The following is an 18,851-nucleotide window of genomic DNA, read 5'->3' on the forward strand; positions in this document are numbered from 1 at the left end:
GTCGCCCATGGACGGTCGCCCCGCCCAGCAGGGCATGTACGACCCGCGCAACGAGAAGGACGCCTGTGGCGTCGGATTCGTGGCGAACCTCACCGGCGAGGCCACCCACACACTCGTTGAGCAGGCCCTGACCGTATTGCGGAACCTTGAGCACCGCGGCGCGACCGGCTCCGAGCCGGACTCGGGCGACGGCGCCGGAATCCTCAGCCAGGTCCCCGACGCGTTCCTGCGCGAGGTGGCCGGCTTCGAGCTCCCCGAGGCCGGCGGCTACGCCGTCGGTATCGCCTTCCTCCCCGCCGACGGCACCGCACAGGCCGTCGCCGTGGAGCGGATCGAGGCCATCGCCGCCGAGGAGAACCTCACGGTCCTCGGCTGGCGCGAGGTCCCGGTCACCCCGGACCTGCTCGGCAACGGCGCCCGCGCCACCATGCCGGCCTTCTCGCAGCTCTTCGTGTCCAACGGAACGAGCGGCATCGAGCTGGACCGCAAGGCCTTCGTGCTGCGCAAGCGCGCCGAGCGCGAGGCCGGCGTCTACTTCCCGTCGCTCTCCGCCCGCACCATCGTCTACAAGGGCATGCTGACCACCGGCCAGCTGGAGCCCTTCTTCCCGGACCTCTCCGACCGCCGCTTCGCCTCGGCCGTCGCCCTGGTCCACTCGCGCTTCTCCACGAACACGTTCCCGTCGTGGCCGCTCGCCCACCCGTACCGCTTCGTCGCGCACAACGGCGAGATCAACACGGTCAAGGGCAACCGCAACTGGATGAAGGCCCGCGAGTCCCAGCTGGCCACCGCCGCCTTCGGCGAAGGCGCACTGGACCGGATCTTCCCGATCTGCACCCCGGACGCCTCCGACTCGGCCTCCTTCGACGAGGTCCTGGAGCTGCTCCACCTCGGCGGCCGCTCGCTCCCGCACAGCGTGCTGATGATGATCCCGGAGGCGTGGGAGAACCACACCTCCATGGACCCGGCCCGCCGCGCGTTCTACAAGTACCACTCCACCCAGATGGAGCCCTGGGACGGCCCCGCCTGCGTCACCTTCACCGACGGCACCCAGGTCGGCGCGGTCCTCGACCGCAACGGCCTGCGCCCCGGCCGCTACTGGGTCACCGACGACGGCCTCGTCGTCCTCGGCTCCGAGGTCGGCGTCCTCGACATCGACCCGGCCAAGGTCGTCCGCAAGGGCCGCCTGCAGCCCGGCAAGATGTTCCTCGTCGACACCGCCCAGAAGCGGATCATCGAGGACGACGAGATCAAGAACGAGCTGGCCGCCGCCGCGCCCTACGCGGAATGGCTGGAGACCGGCGAGATCGAGCTGTCGGACCTGCCCGAGCGTGAGCACATCGTGCACACCCACGCCTCGGTCACCCGCCGCCAGCAGACCTTCGGCTACACCGAGGAAGAACTGCGCGTCATCCTCGCGCCGATGGCCCGTACCGCCGGCGAGCCGCTCGGCTCCATGGGTACGGACTCCCCGATCGCGGCCCTGTCCGAGCGCCCCCGGCTGCTCTTCGACTACTTCACCCAGCTCTTCGCGCAGGTCACCAACCCGCCGCTGGACGCCATCCGCGAGGAGCTCGTCACCTCGCTGCTGTCCTCGCTCGGCCCCGCGGGCAACCTGCTGGAGTCGAACGCCGCGACCTGCCGCAGCGTCACCCTGCCCTTCCCGGTGATCGACAACGACGAGCTGGCCAAGCTCATCCACATCAACGCCGACGGCGACATGCCCGGCATGAAGGCCGCCACGCTCTCCGGCCTCTACCGGGTCTCCGGCGGCGGCGAAGCCCTGGCCGCCCGCATCGAGGCGATCCGCGCCGAGGCAGACGCGGCCATCGCCAACGGCGCCCGCCTGATCGTCCTCTCGGACCGCCACTCGGACGCCGAGCACGCGCCGATCCCGTCGCTGCTGCTCACCTCCGCCGTGCACCACCACCTCATCGCCACCAAGCAGCGCACCCAGGTGGGTCTGCTGGTCGAGGCCGGTGACGTCCGTGAGGTCCACCACGTCGCCCTCCTCATCGGCTACGGCGCGGCCGCGGTCAACCCGTACCTCGCCATGGAGTCCGTCGAGGACCTGCTGCGCGCCGGTACCTTCCTGTCCGGCCTGGAGCCGGAGCAGGCCATCAAGAACCTGATCTACGCGCTCGGCAAGGGCGTCCTGAAGGTCATGTCCAAGATGGGCATCTCCACTGTCGCCTCCTACCGCGGCGCCCAGGTCTTCGAGGCCGTCGGCCTGAACGACGAGTTCGTCGAGACCTACTTCAACGGCACCGCCACCAAGATCGGCGGCGCCGGCCTGGACGTCATCGCCAAGGAGGTGGCCGCGCGCCACGCCAAGGCGTACCCCGTCTCCGGCATCGCGGCCACGCACCGCGCGCTGGAGATCGGCGGCGAGTACCAGTGGCGCCGCGAGGGCGAGCCGCACCTGTTCGACCCGGAGACGGTCTTCCGCCTCCAGCACGCCACCCGCAACCGCCGGTACGACATCTTCAAGCAGTACACGGCCCGGGTGAACGAGCAGTCCGAGCGCCTGATGACGCTCCGCGGCCTGTTCGGCTTCAAGTCGGACCGCGAAGCCATCTCCATCGACGAGGTCGAGTCGGTCGCCGACATCGTCAAGCGCTTCTCCACCGGCGCCATGTCGTACGGCTCCATCTCCAAGGAGGCGCACGAGACCCTCGCCATCGCCATGAACCAGTTGGGCGCCAAGTCCAACACCGGTGAGGGCGGCGAGGACCCGGACCGCCTGTACGACCCGGCGCGCCGCTCCTCCATCAAGCAGGTCGCCTCCGGCCGCTTCGGTGTCACGAGCGAGTACCTGGTCAACGCGGACGACATCCAGATCAAGATGGCGCAGGGTGCCAAGCCCGGCGAGGGCGGCCAGCTGCCCGGCCACAAGGTCTACCCGTGGGTCGCCAAGACCCGGCACTCCACCCCGGGTGTCGGCCTGATCTCCCCGCCGCCGCACCACGACATCTACTCCATCGAGGACCTGGCTCAGCTGATCCACGACCTCAAGAACGCCAACCCGGTCGCCCGCATCCACGTGAAGCTGGTCTCCGAGGTCGGCGTGGGCACGGTCGCGGCCGGAGTCTCCAAGGCCCACGCGGACGTCGTCCTCATCTCCGGCCACGACGGCGGAACGGGCGCCTCCCCGCTCACCTCGCTCAAGCACGCGGGCGGCCCCTGGGAGCTCGGCCTCGCCGAGACCCAGCAGACCCTGCTGCTCAACGGGCTGCGCGACCGGATCGTCGTCCAGACCGACGGCCAGCTCAAGACCGGCCGCGACGTGGTCATCGCCGCGCTGCTCGGCGCCGAGGAGTTCGGTTTCGCGACCGCGCCGCTCGTCGTCTCCGGCTGCGTCATGATGCGCGTCTGCCACCTGGACACCTGCCCGGTCGGCATCGCCACCCAGAACCCGGTCCTGCGCGACCGCTTCTCCGGCAAGCCCGAGTTCGTCGTCAACTTCTTCGAGTACATCGCGGAGGAGGTGCGCGAGCTCCTCGCCGAGCTGGGCTTCCGCACGATCGAGGAGGCCGTCGGCCACGCCGAACTCCTCGACACCACCGCGGCCGTCACGCACTGGAAGGCGCAGGGTCTCGACCTGGAGCCGCTCTTCTACGTGCCGGAACTGCCCGAGGGCGCGGTCCGCCACGCCCTGATCGAGCAGGACCACGGTCTGGAGAAGGCCCTCGACAACGAGCTGATCGAGCTCGCGGCCGACGCGCTGAACGCCGAGAGCGCCGAGGCGGCCCAGCCGGTCCGCGCCCAGGTCTCGATCCGCAACATCAACCGGACCGTCGGCACCATGCTCGGCCACCACGTCACCAAGAAGTTCGGTGGCGCGGGCCTGCCCGACAACACCATCGACCTGACCTTCACCGGCAGCGCCGGCCAGTCCTTCGGCGCCTTCGTGCCGAAGGGCATCACCCTCCGCCTGGAGGGCGACGCCAACGACTACGTCGGCAAGGGCCTCTCCGGTGGCCGCATCGTGGTCCGCCCGGACCGCGGCGCCGACCACCTCGCCGAGTACTCCACCATCGCCGGCAACACCATCGGCTACGGAGCCACCGGCGGCGAGATGTTCCTGCGCGGCCGCACCGGCGAGCGCTTCTGCGTCCGTAACTCCGGTGCGCTGGTCGTCTCGGAGGGCGTGGGCGACCACGGCTGCGAGTACATGACCGGTGGCCGGGCGGTCGTCCTGGGCGAGACGGGCCGCAACTTCGCGGCCGGTATGTCGGGCGGCGTCGCGTACGTCATCGACCTCGACCCGCACAACGTCAACGTCGGCAACGCGGGCGCCGTCGAGGCCCTGTCCGACACCGACAAGCAGTGGCTGCACGATGTGGTGCGCCGCCACGAGGAGGAGACCGGCTCGACCGTTGCCGCGAAGCTCCTGGCTGACTGGTCCGTCGCGGTGGACCGCTTCAGCAAGATCATCCCCACCACGTACAAGGCAGTGCTCGCCGCCAAGGACGCCGCTGAGCTCGCCGGACTCTCGGAATCCGAGACCACGGAGAAGATGATGGAGGCGGCGACCCATGGCTGACCCGAAGGGCTTCCTCACCACCCCGCGCGAGACCGCCTGCACCCGTCCCGTCGCCGATCGACTCAAGGACTGGAACGAGGTCTACGTCCCGGGCTCGCTGCTGCCGATCATCAGCAAGCAGGCCGGGCGCTGCATGGACTGCGGCATCCCGTTCTGTCACAACGGCTGCCCGCTCGGGAACCTGATCCCGGAGTGGAACGACTTCTCGTACCGCGAGGACTGGACCGCCGCGTCGGAGCGCCTGCACGCGACGAACAACTTCCCGGAGTTCACGGGCCGTCTGTGCCCGGCCCCGTGCGAGTCGGCGTGCGTGCTCGGCATCAACCAGCCCGCCGTCACCATCAAGAACGTCGAAGTCTCGATCATCGACAAGGCGTGGGACAACGGCGACGTCACCCCGCAGGCGCCGGAGCGGCTGTCCGGCAAGACCGCCGCCGTCATCGGCTCGGGCCCGGCGGGCCTCGCAGCCGCCCAGCAGCTGACCCGGGCCGGCCACACCGTGGTCGTGTACGAGCGCGCGGACCGCATCGGCGGCCTGCTGCGCTACGGCATCCCCGAGTTCAAGATGGAGAAGGTGCACATCAACCGCCGCATCGAGCAGATGCGCGCGGAGGGCACCAAGTTCCGTACCGGCATCGAGGTCGGCCGCGACATCACCGCCACCGACCTGCGCAAGCGGTTCGACGCGGTGGTCATCGCGGCGGGCGCGACCGTCTCCCGCGACCTGCCGGTCCCGGGCCGCGAGCTGAACGGCATCCACTTCGCGATGGAGTACCTGCCGCTCGCCAACAAGGTCCAGGAGGGCGACTTCATGGCGCCCCCCATCACGGCCGAGGGCAAGCACGTGATCGTCATCGGCGGCGGCGACACCGGCGCGGACTGCGTGGGCACCGCCCACCGCCAGGGCGCGGCCTCGGTCACGCAGCTGGAGATCATGCCCAAGCCGGGCGAGGACCGCAACGCCAATCAGCCGTGGCCGACCTTCCCGATGCTCTACAAGGTCACCTCGGCCCACGAGGAGGGCGGCGAGCGGGTCTACTCCGTCTCCACCACCCACTTCGAGGGCGACGAGGACGGCAACGTCCAGGCCCTCCACCTGGTCGAGGTCGCCTTCGAGGACGGCAAGCTCGTCCAGAAGCCCGGTACCGAGCGCGTCCTCCCCGCGCAGCTGGTCACCCTGGCGATGGGCTTCACGGGCACGGACCAGGCGAACGGTCTCACCCAGCAGTTCGGCCTGGAGATGGACGCCCGCGGCAACATCGACCGCGACGCCTCCTACGCGACCAACGTCGACGGCGTCTTCGTCGCCGGCGACGCGGGCCGCGGCCAGTCGCTCATCGTCTGGGCCATCGCGGAAGGCCGCTCGGCCGCCCGCGGCGTGGACCGCTTCCTGACCGGCAGCAGCGCCCTCCCGTACCCGGTCAAGCCGACGGACCGCTCGCTGACGGTGTAGCCACCGCAGCACCCCCGCCCCCGCGAAGGGGCGGGACCCCTCATACGGTCCGCACAATGACGTGTGGAACTCCGACACAGCGCCCGCCACGTCCCCGACCAGGGGTGGCGGGCGCTGTGGCGTTGGGTAGTCGTATCAATGCGTTCCGTTGAATCGTGGGGGCGGCGCGGACTACGCTTTTCGCGGAGCGAGGGCACTGCGGAAGCGGGGAGTTGGCTCATGGCCAAGCCGAATGACGAAGGTGGGGCGCAGACGCCGGAGGAGTTCGCCCGCGAGGAACTGCGGGGGAAGCGCGAGGCGGCGGGGCTGACCCAGGAAGGGCTGGGCGAGCGCATCTTCGCCACGGGGGCGTATGTCGGGATGATGGAGAGCGGGCGGCGTCGCTTGCGGCCGGAGATCGCCAAGCTCATCGACCGGGAGCTGAACACGGGGGACTACTTCTTCCGCCTGGCCAGGGCGTTCAAGTCCAAGCACAGCGAATACTTCGCCGCCGCGGCCGAGTTGGAAGGACTGGCGACGGCCACCTACGAGTACGCCTGCACCTTGGTTCCCGGGCTGCTCCAGACGGAGGACTACGCCCGGGCCGTGATCCGGGCCGCCAAGCCGACTGCGCTCGCCGAGCGTGTTGAAGCCTTGGTCGCGGCACGCGTCGAACGCGCACGACTTCTCGTCGATCCGGAAACCCCTGAGATGTGGGTGGTCCTGCATGAGTCGGTGCTGCGCGCGGCGGTCGGTGGTCCTGCTGTGATGGCGGCTCAGCTGCGTCACATCGCTTCGTACGTTCGCGCCCACCGGATCACCGTGCAGGTCGTGCCGTTCGCAGCCGGTGCCCATGGCACGCTGGGCTCTATGGTGCGCATCATGCAGTTCACCGATGCGCCCGATGTGGCGTACACGGAAGGCCCCTACTCGGGGCAACTGCTCGACTATCCGGCCCTGGTTCAGCGCTACTGGAGGTCATACGATCTTGCCAGGGCCGCGGAGCTGTCGCCGGAGGTGTCCCTGACCCTGATCGAGTCGGTGGCGGAGGAGTACGCGACATGCGCGCAGACGTGAAGGGCCTGTCCTGGCGCAAGTCCTCGTACAGCAACGGAGACGGAGGCGACTGCGTCGAGGTGTCCGACGACCTCCCCGGCCTCGTCCCCGTCCGTGACACCAAGCTCGCGGGCACCGGTCCGGTCCTGGTCTTCCCGGCCGCCGCCTGGGCTCCGTTCATCCGGTCTGTGCAGGGCCGAGCCTGATCTCGTAGCGCACCAGTTGGCGTCCGGCCGGCATGAGCATCACGTCTGCCTGGATGGGGCGGCCCCTGGCAGGACCGGATCACCCGCCCCGAGACGCAGTCGCTCACGTTCCTCTTCGCGCGGGATCTGCGCCGTCACGTCCTCCACGACCCGCACGCCGACGTGCCTCAGGGTGCGGTTGAAGCGTTCGACCTTGCGGTTGGTCCAGGGCCGGTAGAGCCCGGTTCGATACCCGGGTGCGAAGCAGGCGTCTCAGCTCTCGGCGGGGGCGGCGGGCCGGGCTGCTCGCCGGGAATCGGATCGCGATCAAGGAGGTTGGTGGGGATGAGCCATTGATCGCCACCAACGGGGTTGGTGGGGGATGAGCCGTTATTGGAGGGCCATGCGAGCGATTCAGGTGTACGAAGTGGGCGGTCCCGAGGTGCTGCAGGAGGCCGAGGTGGACCAGCCGCGGCCGGGTCCCGGCGAGGCGGTCGTGGAGGTCGCCGCATCCGGGGTCAACTTCCTCGACGTCTACCACCGCGAAGGCCGGTACAGCCTCCCGCTGCCCTTCACCCCGGGCACCGAGGGCGCCGGCACGGTCGTCGAGGTCGGACCCGGCGTCACGGACGTCGCGGTCGGGGACCGGGTCGGTTGGGTGGAGATTCCCGGCTCGTATGCCGAGCGGGCCGTCGTGGACTCCTCCCGGCTGGTGCCGCTGCCCGACGACATCGACTTCGAGACAGCCGCCGCCGTGCTCCTCCAAGGCATGACCGCGCACTATCTCGTCAAGGACGCCTACCCGGTTCAGGGGGGCGACACGGTGCTCGTGCATGCGGCGGCCGGCGGCATGGGGCTGCTTTTGACGCAGCTCATCACCCATCTCGGCGGCAGGGTGATCGGCACGACGTCGACCACGGCGAAGGCCGAGCCGGCGAAGCGTGCCGGGGCCGCCGAGGTGATCCTTTCCTCCGAGGTCGACGATCTCGCAGCCGAGGTGAGGCGGCTCAACGGCGGTCAGGGACTGCCTGTTGTCTTCGACGGCGTCGGCGCGCACACCTTCGATGCGAGCCTCGCCTGCCTGCGAACCCGTGGCCATCTCGTGCTCTTCGGCGCGGCAAGTGGTGCCGTGCCGCCGTTCGATCCGATGCGGCTCGCCCACGGCGGTTCGCTGACCCTGATCCGGCCCAGCCTCGGGGACTTCATCGCCGATCGGTCCGAACTGCTCCGACGGGCCGCCGATGTGTTCGAGTGGGTGCGTTCCAAGGCGCTTGAGGTCACCGTGACGGGCCGCTACGCATTGTCCGAGGCCGCCCAGGCCCACAGCGATCTGGAGGCTCGGCGTACCACCGGCAAGCTGCTCCTCGTACCCGATGCGGCCGCTGTCGGACGCCGCGAGGAGACGCAGAGCTGATCGCGGGTGACGGGGTCGGGGATCTCGGGGACTGAGACCTAGGGCGGCCGGGCGGTCGGATGCGGCAGCGACCTGCTGGTCCACTCACCGCCGCTCACCATGCCTCCCGCACCTGAAGCCGGCTCCGTCGACTGCGCGCCATACGACGGAGCCGGCTTCAAGTCGCTGTGGCGTCTTCGGGTTATTCGGGCTGGGTGACCGTGGCGCCCCAGCGGGTGGTCGGGGTCGAGGCCGTCACCCACGCGACGAATCCGCCGTGGATGCCCGTGCCGAGGGGGACCGTGACGACCGTCGGGTCCGTGCCGGGGCAGTCGACGGTGAAGGGCGCCGGGTCGCGGTCGGGGTGTTCCTGGAGTCGGAACGAGACCTCGATGCTCCCGCCGTCGGCGCAACCGAACGTGATGAACGTGTCCAGGCGCTCGGAGAGACCGCCCGAGACGAAGCCGCTGGAGCCGGCCTGGTCGGCGATCCAGATCAGGCCGTCGGGGCCCGGGTAGCCGATGATCTCGCCCGTCGGCGCCGCCTGGGCCGGGCTCGCCGCCAGGGCCAGTGCGAGAGCCGGGGCCAAAGCCGCCAGGGCGGTGGTGCGCTTCTTCATGTCGTCCCCCATGTGGTCGTGATCGTCCGTTCGTCGGACACGTCGCGACGCTACCCAGCGGTACTGACATCTGCCTGAGCACGCGTACTCAGTCCGCTCCGTCGTCAATCCGGGCCGCTCGCAGCCGTGTTGGCGGCCAGTCGCTTGACAGTGATCGGATACGCATAGTCCTATAGTGCTAGGAAGCTAGATGAATAGAGGAGGACAGTGATCGAGTTTCACCTCGATGCCCGCTCCGGCGTGGCCCCGTACATGCAGCTCGTCCACCAGGTGCGTCAGGCCCTGCGGCTCGGGCTGCTGTCCGAGGGGGATCGACTGCCGACGGTCAAGGACGTCGCCGCCGGTGTGGCGATCAATCCGAACACCGTGCTCAAGGCCTACCGGGAGCTCGAATACGAGGGCCTCGTCGCGAAGAAGCCCGGGGTCGGCACGTTCATCTCCGGCACGCTCGGCGACGAATCGATCGCCGAGCACGAGCCGCTGCGCCGGGAGCTGCAGCTGTGGCTCGACAAGGCGCGGGCCGCCGGGCTGGGCGAGGAGAGCATCGAGGCCCTGTTCCTGAGCACCTTCCGCGCCCCCACCGGCACGAACACCGGCACGGACCCGCACACCGAAGAGGAGAAATGACCGCCATATGGGAAGCCCGCGCGCTGGGCAAGCGGTACGGCCGCAAAGAGGCGCTGAGCGACTGCACCCTGAGTGTGCCGTCCGGGCGGGTCGTCGGCCTGGTCGGGCCCAACGGGGCAGGAAAGTCCACCCTGTTGCAACTGGCCTGCGGGCTCATCGCCCCCACCTCGGGCAGCATCGAGGTGCTCGGCGGCCGGCCCGCCTCCGGACCGGGCAACTGGCCAAGGTCGGCTTCGTCGCCCAGGACACCCCCACCTACGCGGGTCTGTCCATCGCCGACCACCTGCGCCTCGGCGCCCGACTCAACCCGGGCTGGGACGCGCAGCTGGCCGAGGAGCGGATCCGGCAGCTGGACCTGGACCCCGCCCAGAAGGCGGGCAAGCTCTCCGGCGGCCAGCGCGCCCAGGTGGCCCTGACCCTCGCCGTCGCCGAACGGCCCGAGCTGCTCATCCTCGACGAGCCCGTCGCCGCCCTGGACCCGCTGGCCCGATGGGAGTTCCTGCAGAGCCTGATGGAGGTCGTGGCCGAACACGGAACCACCGTCGTGCTCTCCTCACACCTGGTCTCCGACCTGGAACGGGTCTGCGACCACCTGATCTCGCTGGTCGCCTCCCGGGTCCAGCTCTCCGGCGACGTCGACGACCTGCTCGCCACCCACTTCCGGCTCACCACCGCCCGCCGCGAGGCGGCCACCCTGCCCCACGGCATGGAGGTCGTCCTGGAGACTCACACCGAGCGGCAGAGCACCTTCATCGTGCGCTCCGACCAGGCGGTCCAGGACCCCTCCTGGGTCCTGGAGCCGCTCAACCTGGAGGACCTCGTCCTCACCTACATGAGCCAGGCCACGGCCGGGTCCGGCCGCCGACCCACCCGGGAGGACCAGCGATGATCTGGCTGACCTGGCGCCAATACCGCGTCCAGACCCTCGCCGCGCTCGCCGTCCTGGCCGCGCTCGCGATGTTCCTCGTGGTCACCGGCCTCCAGATGCGTGACCTCTACGACAGCACCGTCGCCGGCTGCCAGGGCGACTGCGAAAGGGCCCGGAACGCGCTGGTCGTCGAGTACCGGACCCTGACCTACTACGTCACGAGCCTGCTGCTCGCCGTCCCCGGCATCATCGGGCTCTTCTGGGGCGCCCCGCTGATCGCCCGTGAACTGGAGACCGGCACCCACCGGCTCATCTGGAACCAGAGCATCACCCGAGGTCACTGGCTCCTGGTCAAGCTCGTGGGCGTCGGCCTGGCCGCCGTCGCCGTCACCGGGCTGCTCAGCCTCCTGGTGACCTGGTGGGCGAGCCCCATCGACCGGGTCAACGTGGACCGGTTCACCGCCCTCATGTTCAGCGGACGGGCGATCGTCCCCCTCGGCTACGCGGCGTTCGCCTTCACCCTCGGCGCCTGCGCCGGACTCCTGATCCGGCGCACCGTGCCCGCGATGGCCGCGACCCTCGTCGTCTTCCTCGCGGTCCAGATCCTCGTCCCCTTCGCGATCCGCCCGTACTACATGACGCCGGAGCGCCCCGATGTCGCGCTCAACTCCCTCGTCATGGCGCCGATCGGCAGCGACGGATCGTCCGGCGCCCCGGCGGAGGGCTGGAACGGGAACCACGTCCAGCTGATGGGCTCCGGCGACGACGCCTATCTGCGGGTCGGGGTCCTGAGGCCCGGCGTCTGGGTCGTGTCCGACCCCGGTGCGGTGCTCGACCCCGCCGGCAACGAGGTCCGAGGGGCCAAGGGCTGCGCCGACCCGAAGGCGGACCCCTTCGGCTGCTTCGCCACCTCGGACCTCCACATCGAGGTCGAGTACCAGCCCGCCGACCGCTGCTGGACCTTCCCGTGGATCGAGACGGGGATCTTCCTCGCGCTCTCCGGGTTGCTGGCCGGGTTCTGCTCCTGGTGGCTGCGCCGCCGGGCCGTCTGACCGGGTCGCCGAGCGGGAGAAAAGGGGGCGGCCGACGCCAACGCAACTGGCTTCGGCCGCCCCCTCGACCCTACTCGCCCGCGGCAGCGGGCCCGTCGCTCCCGGCGACGGGCCCGGGCCCGCATCACTCGTGCAGGTGACCCACCCCTACCGGCCGGACCGGGCCGAGCTGGGCCGGACGGGCCAACTGGGCTCACCGTGCACGAAGTTCATGGCGGCCGCGGTCTGGTACCCATCTGGATCATGGCTCCCGTCCGAACCCTGCTGAGCGGCCTGCTCGGCGCCGCCCTGCTGCTGCCCGTCCAGCACTCCGCCGCCGACGCCGGCCACGACGACATCGGCCGGACCGTCGACTACCGCGGCCTGCGCGTCACCCTCCCCGCCCACTGGCGGGTCGTCGACCTCGACGAGAACCCCGACGCCTGCGTGCGCCTCGACCTGCCCACCCTGTACCTCGGCCCCGCCGGTACCCAGGCCGAATGCACCGGCCGGGCCGTCGCCGGCCGCGCCGACACCCTGCACCTCGAACCCCTCGACGGAGCCCCCGCGCGCGCCGACATCCCGACCGTCACGGTGCGCTCCGCCGGCACCCCGCGCGAGGTCCCGCCCCGGTCCGACAGCAACGAGCTGCGCTACGCCCTGCGCCGCTCCGGGGTCATGGCCACCGTCTCCTACGGGGCCACGCCCGACGCCGTACGCCGCGTACTGGCCCGGGCGCGCGCCGTGGCGCCCCCGCCCGCTCCGACCCCCGTCGTCGCCGTGCCCACCACCGACGGCCCGAAGCCCCGTACCGCCCAGGAACCCTTCAAGGGCGAGGGCTTCGACACCTGCACCGCCCCCACCCAGAAGGCCATGGACACCTGGCGGGCCGATTCCCCCTTCGGCGCGATCGGCGTCTACATCGGCGGGCCGGCCCGGGCCTGCGCCCAACCACGGCTCACGGCCCGCTGGGTGCGGCGTCAGGCCGCCGCCGGCTGGCACCTGATGCCGATCTGGGTGGGCCCGCAGCCCTGGTACAACGCCGGCACCGGACTGTCCACCGACCCGTCCGAGGCCGACGTGCAGGGCCGGGAGGCCGCCGAGGGCGCGGTGGACGCGGCCCGGTCGCTGGGCCTGGCCGAGGGCACGGTGCTCTACAACGACGTGGAGAACTACACGGACCGTGCCACCTGGGACGCCCCGGTCGTCGCCTATCTGACCGCCTGGACGGTGCGCCTGCACGCGCTGGGCTACCGCTCCGCCGCCTACGTCTCCGTGAGCTCCGGGGTCAAGGCGCTCAGCGCCCACCACCACCAGGCCCCCCACGCCATGCCCGACGTGCTCTGGGCCGCCCGCTGGAACCTCTCGGCCACCGTCGGCGACGCGGACATGGGCCTGCCGAAGCGCACCACCAAGTGGGCCGGCCCCCGCCGGGCCCACCAGTTCCGCGGCGACCACAAGGCCACCTACGGCCGGGTCACCCTCACCATCGACCGCAACTGGGTGGACGTGAACCCCGCCACGCTCGGCCCGGTCGGCGGCCGCCCCCCGCTCAGCTGACCGAGGTCCCTTTCCGGGTCAGGCGTCCGGCTCCGGGTCCTCGCGCGGGGGCTCGTCGTCGTCGCCGCGGCGCAGGGTGTGGAGGCCGTGCTGCGGGGTCCAGGTGCGGATCACCAGGTCGTCGCCCTGTACGTGGACGTGGACGACCTCCGTCAGATCGGCCTGGAAGAGGTGGAACGGGTGCGGGGTCTCGGTCTCCTCCGCGTACCGGTGCAGTTCGGGCGGGTCCACCAGTTCCACCGCGCGCCCGGAGATCCGTACGTCCCCGTGCGGCATCTCCTCGCCCGCGCCCGGATTGGTGTGCAGGGCGAAGCGCGGGTCGTGCTGGAGGTCCCTGGCCTTCATCGAGCCGAACATCATGCCGAGCCACAGCTCCCCGCCCCGGATGTCGACATTCAGTCCGGATGCGCGGGGGGAGCCGTCCTTGCGCAGGGTGGCCAGGACGTGGTGCGGGTACTGCGCGAAACGGGCCTGGACGGCCGCGGCGAACTCCGGTTCCGCCTTCTCGAAGACGGCCCAGCTGGTATGCGTCATACGTCCATCAAAGCGCGGGCACCGGCGGTCACCGGTCAGGCGCGCACGATGCCCGCACTGCGCGCCGCCGCCAGCCAGGCCGGGAAATCCCCGACCAGGCGGTCGTACAGTTCGTCGTCCGGCACCGTGCGGGGGTCCTGCCCCGCGTGGAAGTAGCCCGCGTTGTCCACGGCCCGCTGCGCCGGCACCGGCAGCTCGTCCAGTCGGCGCAGGAAGTCGAACTGCGTGCTGCGCGTGTTGCCGAAGCCGACGAACTGCCAGAAGAGCGGCAGCCGGGCCGCCTTGCACAGGTACCGTTCCGCCGCGAGCTTGTTGATCGGGCCGCCGTCGGTCTGGAAGACGACCAGGGCCGGGGCCGTCGCCCCCGAGTCCAGGTAGTGGTCGATGACCGCGTCCATCGCCGCGTGGTAGGACGTCTTGCCCATGTGGCCCAGCCGGGAGGCGATCTCGGTGACCCGGCCCTCGTGCCCGGCCAGGGAGATCTCCTCCACCGCGTCGACCTCGGTGGAGAAGAAGACCACCGGGACGCGGGCGTCGTCGTCCAGGTGCGCGGACAGCCCGATCACCCGGTCGGCGAGGGCCTGCACGCTGCCGTCCGCGTAGTACGGCTTCATCGAGCCGGAGTAGTCCAGGACCAGGTAGACCGCGGCCCGTCCGCCCTCCATGCCGTACTTGCGCAGGGAGACCCCGGCGCTCTTGTAGAGGCTCACGAGCGCCGGAGCCGTCTCCTCGACCTTGCGGAGGTTGATCGCACTGCCCGTCATGGGGCGAGCGTACGGCAGCGCGCCGGTCCCGTCGGGCGAGAGCCGCTGTTCTGCTTCCGGCGGTCCTACGGGCGGCCGGCGCCCGGCTCGCGTGCGTCCCGCCCGGCGGCCAGCGCGTCGATGTCGTCGAGCATGGCGGCCGCGAGGTCGCGCTCGGAGGCGTAGTACCGCTCGGCCCACTTGAGGGTGAGCGTCGGGTACGCCCAGGCGCTCTCGTCCTTCGCGCCCTCCACGTCGGCCACCGCGCGACGACGCATCTTCTCCGCGAACTCCTGGTGCCGGCCCAGGACTTCGCGCATCTGCTCCGGCTCCAGCAGGTGGCCCAGCCACAGGCGCAGCATCGGCCCGTGCTTGAGGACGGGCGGGTCGACGGGGGCCTCGCGGGCCCACTCCCGTACGGCCGTCATGCCCTCGTCCGTGATCCGGTAGACCCGCTTGTCGCGCGTCCCGGTGTCCTGGGAGACCATCCGCGAGGAGGCGTAGCCCGCCTTCTCCAGGCGCTTGAGCTCGCTGTAGATCTGGCTGAACGACGGGCTCCAGTAGAAGAACCGCAGCGACCAGTCCGACCACTTCTTCAGGTCGTAACCGGAGAGCTCCTCTCCGAAGGAGAGGAGGCCGAGCACCGCCCAGCTGGTCGCGGGGAGCGCGCGCTTGTTCGTCTCGTCTGACACGCAGCGCAGTCTACGACCGGTCCCGACGGCACCCTTCCCCCTGCGATATATGACTGCTAGAAGTATTCCTATTAGAAATGGCGACCGGTACGACCGGATGGAGGGACCTCACCGTGAAGTTCTCGATGATCTTCGAGGCGCAGCTCGTCGACCCCACCCCCGAACGCGAACGCCAGGTCATCCACGACTGCGTCGAACAGGCCGTCCACGCCGAGGAGATGGGCTTCGACCGGATCTGGGCCGTCGAGCACCACTCCCTGACCAGGTACGCGCACATGAGCGCCTCCGAGATCTTCCTGACCTGGGTGGCCGCCCGCACGAGCCGGATCCGGATCGGGCACGGCGTCGTCACCATGCCCTTCGGCTACCAGCACCCGGTGCGGGTCGCCGAACGCGCCGCCATGCTCGACGTGCTCTCCGGCGGCCGCGTCGACATCGGCGCCGGGCGCGGTGCCACCCGCCAGGAGATGTCCATGTACGGGGTCCGGCCCGAGGACACCTACCCGCAGATGGAGGAGGCGCTGCGGATCTTCTCCTCCGCATGGAAGGAGGAGACCTTCGAATGGCACGGCTCCATCGACATCGGCCCCGGCGCGATCCTGCCCCGCCCGGTCCAGGACCCGCACCCGCCGCTGTTCATGGCCTGCTCCAAGCACGACACCCTCAAGCTGGCCGCCGAGCTCGGCATCGGCGCCCTGGTGATGGGCTTCGCCGGCGCCGACGACGTACGCGCCATGCGCAAGGTCTACGACGAGGCCATCGCCACGCGCAGCGGCGAGCGCCTCGTCTCGACCGAGGTCAACGACCACCTCTCCGCCCTCTGCCCGACCATCGTCCTCGACGACGCCGAGCGGGCCCTGCGCCTGGGCACCCGCGGGCAACGCTTCTTCGCCGAGTCCATCGCCCACTGGTACGGCAACGGCCCCGAGCCGACCGGGTACGCGGACGACGAGAGCGCCGACTCCCATGTCGCGGCCCTGGCCAGGGGCCGGGAGGAGCTCGTCGCCAAGCTGCACGAGGCGAACATCCCGGCCCGCCCGGTCGACACCGGCACCTACAACGCCGAGCACGCGTACGGCAGCGCCGAGACCGCCATCGCCTACGTCGAGCAGCTCCGTCGGATCGGCGTCGACGAGGTGATGTGCCTGATCCAGATGGGCACCGTCCCCCAGGAGGCGTGCATGGAGACCATCCGCCAGTGGGGCGAGAAGGTCATCCCGCACTTCCGCGCCCTGGAGGGCTGAGCCATGGGGAAGAGCCTCGACGACAAGGTCGTCGTGATCACCGGCGCCGGGCGCGGCCAGGGCGCCACCGAGGCCCGGCTGTGCGCGGCGGCGGGGGCCCGGGTCGTCGTCACCGACGTCCGGGAGCACGAGGGCCGGGCGGTGGCCGCCGAACTCGGCGACCGAGGACTGTACGTCCGCCACGACGTGGCCGACCCGGAGAGCTGGGCCACGGTGGTGAAGGAGACGGTCCGCACCTTCGGTACGGTCTCGGCCCTGGTCAACAACGCGGCCCTGTGGCGCACCGCCCACGTGGAACAGCAGCGGCTGGAGGACTTCGAGGCGCTCCTGCGGGTCAACCTGCTCGGCCCCTTCCTCGGCATCCAGGCGGTCGCGCCGGTGCTGCGCGCGGCCGGCGGCGGCTCGATCGTCAACATCTCCTCCACCGCCGGACTGGTCGGGATACCCGGCCACGCCGCCTACGGATCCACCAAGTTCGCGCTGCGCGGGCTGACCCGGTCGGCGGCGCTCGACCTCGCCCGGGACCGGATCCGGGTCAACTCGGTGCACCCGGGAGCCATCGACACCCCGATGGTGGCCGGGGCGGTGGCCGGCCGGGACTGGTCGCACGTACCGCTGGGGCGCATGGGCCGCCCGGAGGAGGTCGGCGAGCTGGTCCTCTTCCTCTGCTCGGACGCGTCCTCGTACGTGACGGGGAGCGAGTTCACCGTGGACGGGGGGATGACGACGGCATGAGCGACCTCCACACCCCCGACCACCACACCCCCGACCCCCTCTCGCCCGAGGCCAGGCGGCTGTGCGACGCGATGGCCGCCGGCTTCCCCGCACCGGGCGACGTCCACGCCCTGCGGGCGGCCGCCGCGTCCGGGTCCGGCCGCGCGGGCCCGGCCGTGGCCTCGGTGTCCGACACGGACGCGGGCGGGGTCCCGGTCCGGATCTACGATCCCGCGCCCGGCCCGGCCGACCGGCCCCTGGTCGTGTACCTGCACGGCGGCGGCTGGGTCATGTGCGGTCTCGACTCCCACGACGCGACCTGTCGCTCCCTGGCCGTGGCCGCGGGCGCAGTGGTCGTCTCGGTGGACTACCGGCTCGCCCCGGAACACCCCTGGCCGGCGGCGCCGGACGACGCGCTGACCGTCCTGCTCTGGGCCCGGGACCGGGCCCGCGCCCTCGGCTGCGACCCCGACCGGGTGGTCCTCGCGGGGGACTCCAGCGGCGGCAACCTCGCCGCCGTGACCGCCCTGCGCGCCCCCGAACTCGTCGCGGGCCAGGTGCTGTTCTATCCGCCGCTGGACGCCTGGATGGAATCCGCCTCCGTGGAGACGTACGCGGAGGGCTACTTCCACACCGCCGCCCACATGGCCTGGTACTGGGACCAGTACGGCGGCGACCCCGAGCACCCGCACGTCTCGCCGCTGCGCGCCCCCGACCTGTCGGGCCTGCCGCCCGCACTGATCGTCCTCGCCGACTGCGACGTGCTGCGCGACGAGGGCCTCGGCTACGCCCGCCGGCTGGCGGCGGCCGGCGTCGACTGCGCGCTCCAGCTCCACCCGGGGGTCTTCCACGGCTTCCTGGGCCTGCCGCTGCCGGCGGGCGCCGCCGCGCTGCGGGCGGCCGGGGCCTGGGTGGCGGGGGCGGGAAGGGCGGGGCGGCCGGACTCCCGGGCATGATGTGTCCATGGCTGAACTGATACGGAGACTGCCGGGCGCGGTTCTGCGCAACTGCCTTCTCCTGGCAGCGGAGTTCGGTGCGATCTGGCTGCTGGAAGGTCCCGAGGGCGCCTGGATCCCGGTCCTGCTGGCCGTCTTCGTCCTCGGCGCGGCCGTACCGCACGGCACCGGCGCGGAGTTCGTCGCCCGCACCTCCGTCGCCGTCCTCGCGGTCGGCATCGCGGTGGCCGGCGGGGTCACCTGGGACCGGCACACCCTCCACGACCGCGGCCGGGAGGAACAGGCGGTCGTCGCCGAGCGGACCGTGGAGGAGGACGGCTCGGCCTCCACCCCGTCGCTGCGGCTGCGCACGGCGGCCGGCCGGGACCTGCCCGGCCCGGTGGCCACGGACCTCCCGGTCGGCGCCCGACTGACCGTGACGGTGGACCCCGACGGCCCGGCCTGGGCCGTGGGCGGGCGCCCGGACCGGCCGCTCTGGCCGGTGGTCGGCACCGGGGCCCTGATCCTGCTCCAGACCGTCCTCGTCGGCCGGCTCTCCCTGCGCCCCCGGACCTGACCTCCATCCCCGGACCTGACCTCCATCCCCGGACCTGACCTCCACCCCGGTCCTCGTCCTTCGCGCGGCGCAACCACCGCGATCTTGTTGCCGAT

General features: G+C 71.2%; 17 protein-coding genes and 1 pseudogene. 14 read left to right on the plus strand and 4 right to left on the minus strand.

From position 1 onward, the window contains the following. The first annotated feature begins 7 nt into the window (after positions 1–7). The 5 genes from gltB to ACWG52_RS27495 all read left to right on the plus strand — a co-directional run bounded on the left by gltB (position 8) and on the right by ACWG52_RS27495 (position 8,633). Positions 8–4,546 (plus strand): glutamate synthase large subunit, encoded by a 4,539-nt coding sequence (gltB, locus tag ACWG52_RS27475; protein WP_389809098.1) that lies wholly within the window; start codon positions 8–10, stop codon positions 4,544–4,546. Continuing rightward, entirely contained in the window at positions 4,539–5,999 is a 1,461-nt protein-coding gene (locus ACWG52_RS27480; protein ID WP_328790855.1) for a glutamate synthase subunit beta, read from the plus strand. Before gltB ends, ACWG52_RS27480 begins: the two co-directional genes overlap by 8 nt. Before the next feature lie 219 nt (positions 6,000–6,218). Beyond that, positions 6,219–7,055, plus strand: a complete 837-nt coding sequence (locus ACWG52_RS27485; RefSeq protein WP_453126222.1) for a helix-turn-helix domain-containing protein — start codon at positions 6,219–6,221, stop codon at positions 7,053–7,055. After that, positions 7,040–7,240, plus strand: a complete 201-nt coding sequence (locus ACWG52_RS27490) for a DUF397 domain-containing protein (protein WP_389808624.1) — start codon at positions 7,040–7,042, stop codon at positions 7,238–7,240. Before ACWG52_RS27485 ends, ACWG52_RS27490 begins: the two co-directional genes overlap by 16 nt. Before the next feature lie 382 nt (positions 7,241–7,622). Continuing rightward, complete coding sequence (locus ACWG52_RS27495; RefSeq protein ID WP_389808626.1) at positions 7,623–8,633, plus strand: quinone oxidoreductase family protein; 1,011 nt, start codon at positions 7,623–7,625, stop codon at positions 8,631–8,633. A 181-nt stretch (positions 8,634–8,814) separates the two neighbouring features. On the opposite strand, the gene ACWG52_RS27500 is transcribed toward ACWG52_RS27495, so the two are convergent. Then, positions 8,815–9,231, minus strand: a complete 417-nt coding sequence (locus ACWG52_RS27500) for a hypothetical protein (RefSeq protein ID WP_389808629.1) — start codon at positions 9,229–9,231, stop codon at positions 8,815–8,817. 207 nt (positions 9,232–9,438) lie between these two features. Here ACWG52_RS27500 and ACWG52_RS27505 point away from each other — a divergent pair, with 207 nt between their 5' ends. From ACWG52_RS27505 to ACWG52_RS27525, 5 genes and pseudogenes are all read left to right on the plus strand, one after another. Continuing rightward, positions 9,439–9,858, plus strand: a complete 420-nt coding sequence (locus tag ACWG52_RS27505) for a GntR family transcriptional regulator (RefSeq protein WP_389808632.1) — start codon at positions 9,439–9,441, stop codon at positions 9,856–9,858. Then, positions 9,855–9,992: pseudogene (locus ACWG52_RS27510) on the plus strand (ATP-binding cassette domain-containing protein); the annotation flags it as partial. The gene ACWG52_RS27505 and the pseudogene ACWG52_RS27510, both read left to right, overlap by 4 nt. A 137-nt stretch (positions 9,993–10,129) precedes the next feature. After that, positions 10,130–10,747 carry an ATP-binding cassette domain-containing protein gene (locus tag ACWG52_RS27515; protein ID WP_453129081.1) on the plus strand — a complete coding sequence of 206 codons (618 nt, stop codon included), beginning with the start codon at positions 10,130–10,132 and terminating at the stop codon, positions 10,745–10,747. Further along, positions 10,744–11,778: an ABC transporter permease gene (locus tag ACWG52_RS27520; RefSeq protein ID WP_453126223.1), complete on the plus strand. Its 1,035-nt coding sequence runs from the start codon at positions 10,744–10,746 to the stop codon at positions 11,776–11,778. Before ACWG52_RS27515 ends, ACWG52_RS27520 begins: the two co-directional genes overlap by 4 nt. Positions 11,779–12,021: 243 nt before the next feature. Then, entirely contained in the window at positions 12,022–13,317 is a 1,296-nt protein-coding gene (locus ACWG52_RS27525; RefSeq protein ID WP_389808637.1) for a DUF1906 domain-containing protein, read from the plus strand. 18 nt (positions 13,318–13,335) lie between these two features. Here the strand turns inward: ACWG52_RS27525 and ACWG52_RS27530 are convergent, their stop codons facing one another. The 3 genes from ACWG52_RS27530 to ACWG52_RS27540 form a co-directional block, all read right to left on the minus strand. After that, complete coding sequence (locus ACWG52_RS27530; RefSeq protein ID WP_389808639.1) at positions 13,336–13,851, minus strand: pyridoxamine 5'-phosphate oxidase family protein; 516 nt, start codon at positions 13,849–13,851, stop codon at positions 13,336–13,338. A gap of 35 nt (positions 13,852–13,886) precedes the next feature. Further along, positions 13,887–14,615, minus strand: a complete 729-nt coding sequence (locus ACWG52_RS27535; protein WP_389808642.1) for a VWA domain-containing protein — start codon at positions 14,613–14,615, stop codon at positions 13,887–13,889. Positions 14,616–14,680: 65 nt separating this feature from the next. After that, the gene (locus ACWG52_RS27540; RefSeq protein WP_389808645.1) at positions 14,681–15,286 is read right to left on the minus strand and encodes a PadR family transcriptional regulator; all 606 of its coding nucleotides are present in this window, start codon (positions 15,284–15,286) and stop codon (positions 14,681–14,683) included. A 113-nt stretch (positions 15,287–15,399) separates the two neighbouring features. On the opposite strand from ACWG52_RS27540, the gene ACWG52_RS27545 reads away from it, so the two are divergent. From ACWG52_RS27545 to ACWG52_RS27560, 4 genes are read left to right on the plus strand one after another with little or no spacing between them, the layout of a single operon-like run. Next, positions 15,400–16,530, plus strand: coding sequence for an LLM class flavin-dependent oxidoreductase (locus ACWG52_RS27545; protein WP_389808648.1), 1,131 nt, complete (start codon positions 15,400–15,402; stop codon positions 16,528–16,530). 3 nt (positions 16,531–16,533) lie between these two features. Continuing rightward, complete coding sequence (locus ACWG52_RS27550) at positions 16,534–17,265, plus strand: SDR family NAD(P)-dependent oxidoreductase (RefSeq protein WP_389808650.1); 732 nt, start codon at positions 16,534–16,536, stop codon at positions 17,263–17,265. Then, complete coding sequence (locus ACWG52_RS27555) at positions 17,262–18,200, plus strand: alpha/beta hydrolase (protein WP_389808653.1); 939 nt, start codon at positions 17,262–17,264, stop codon at positions 18,198–18,200. Before ACWG52_RS27550 ends, ACWG52_RS27555 begins: the two co-directional genes overlap by 4 nt. 7 nt (positions 18,201–18,207) lie before the next feature. Beyond that, entirely contained in the window at positions 18,208–18,756 is a 549-nt protein-coding gene (locus ACWG52_RS27560) for a hypothetical protein (RefSeq protein WP_390139648.1), read from the plus strand. Positions 18,757–18,851 lie beyond the last annotated feature (95 nt).

Source organism: Streptomyces sp. CLCI03 (genome assembly GCF_053615355.1).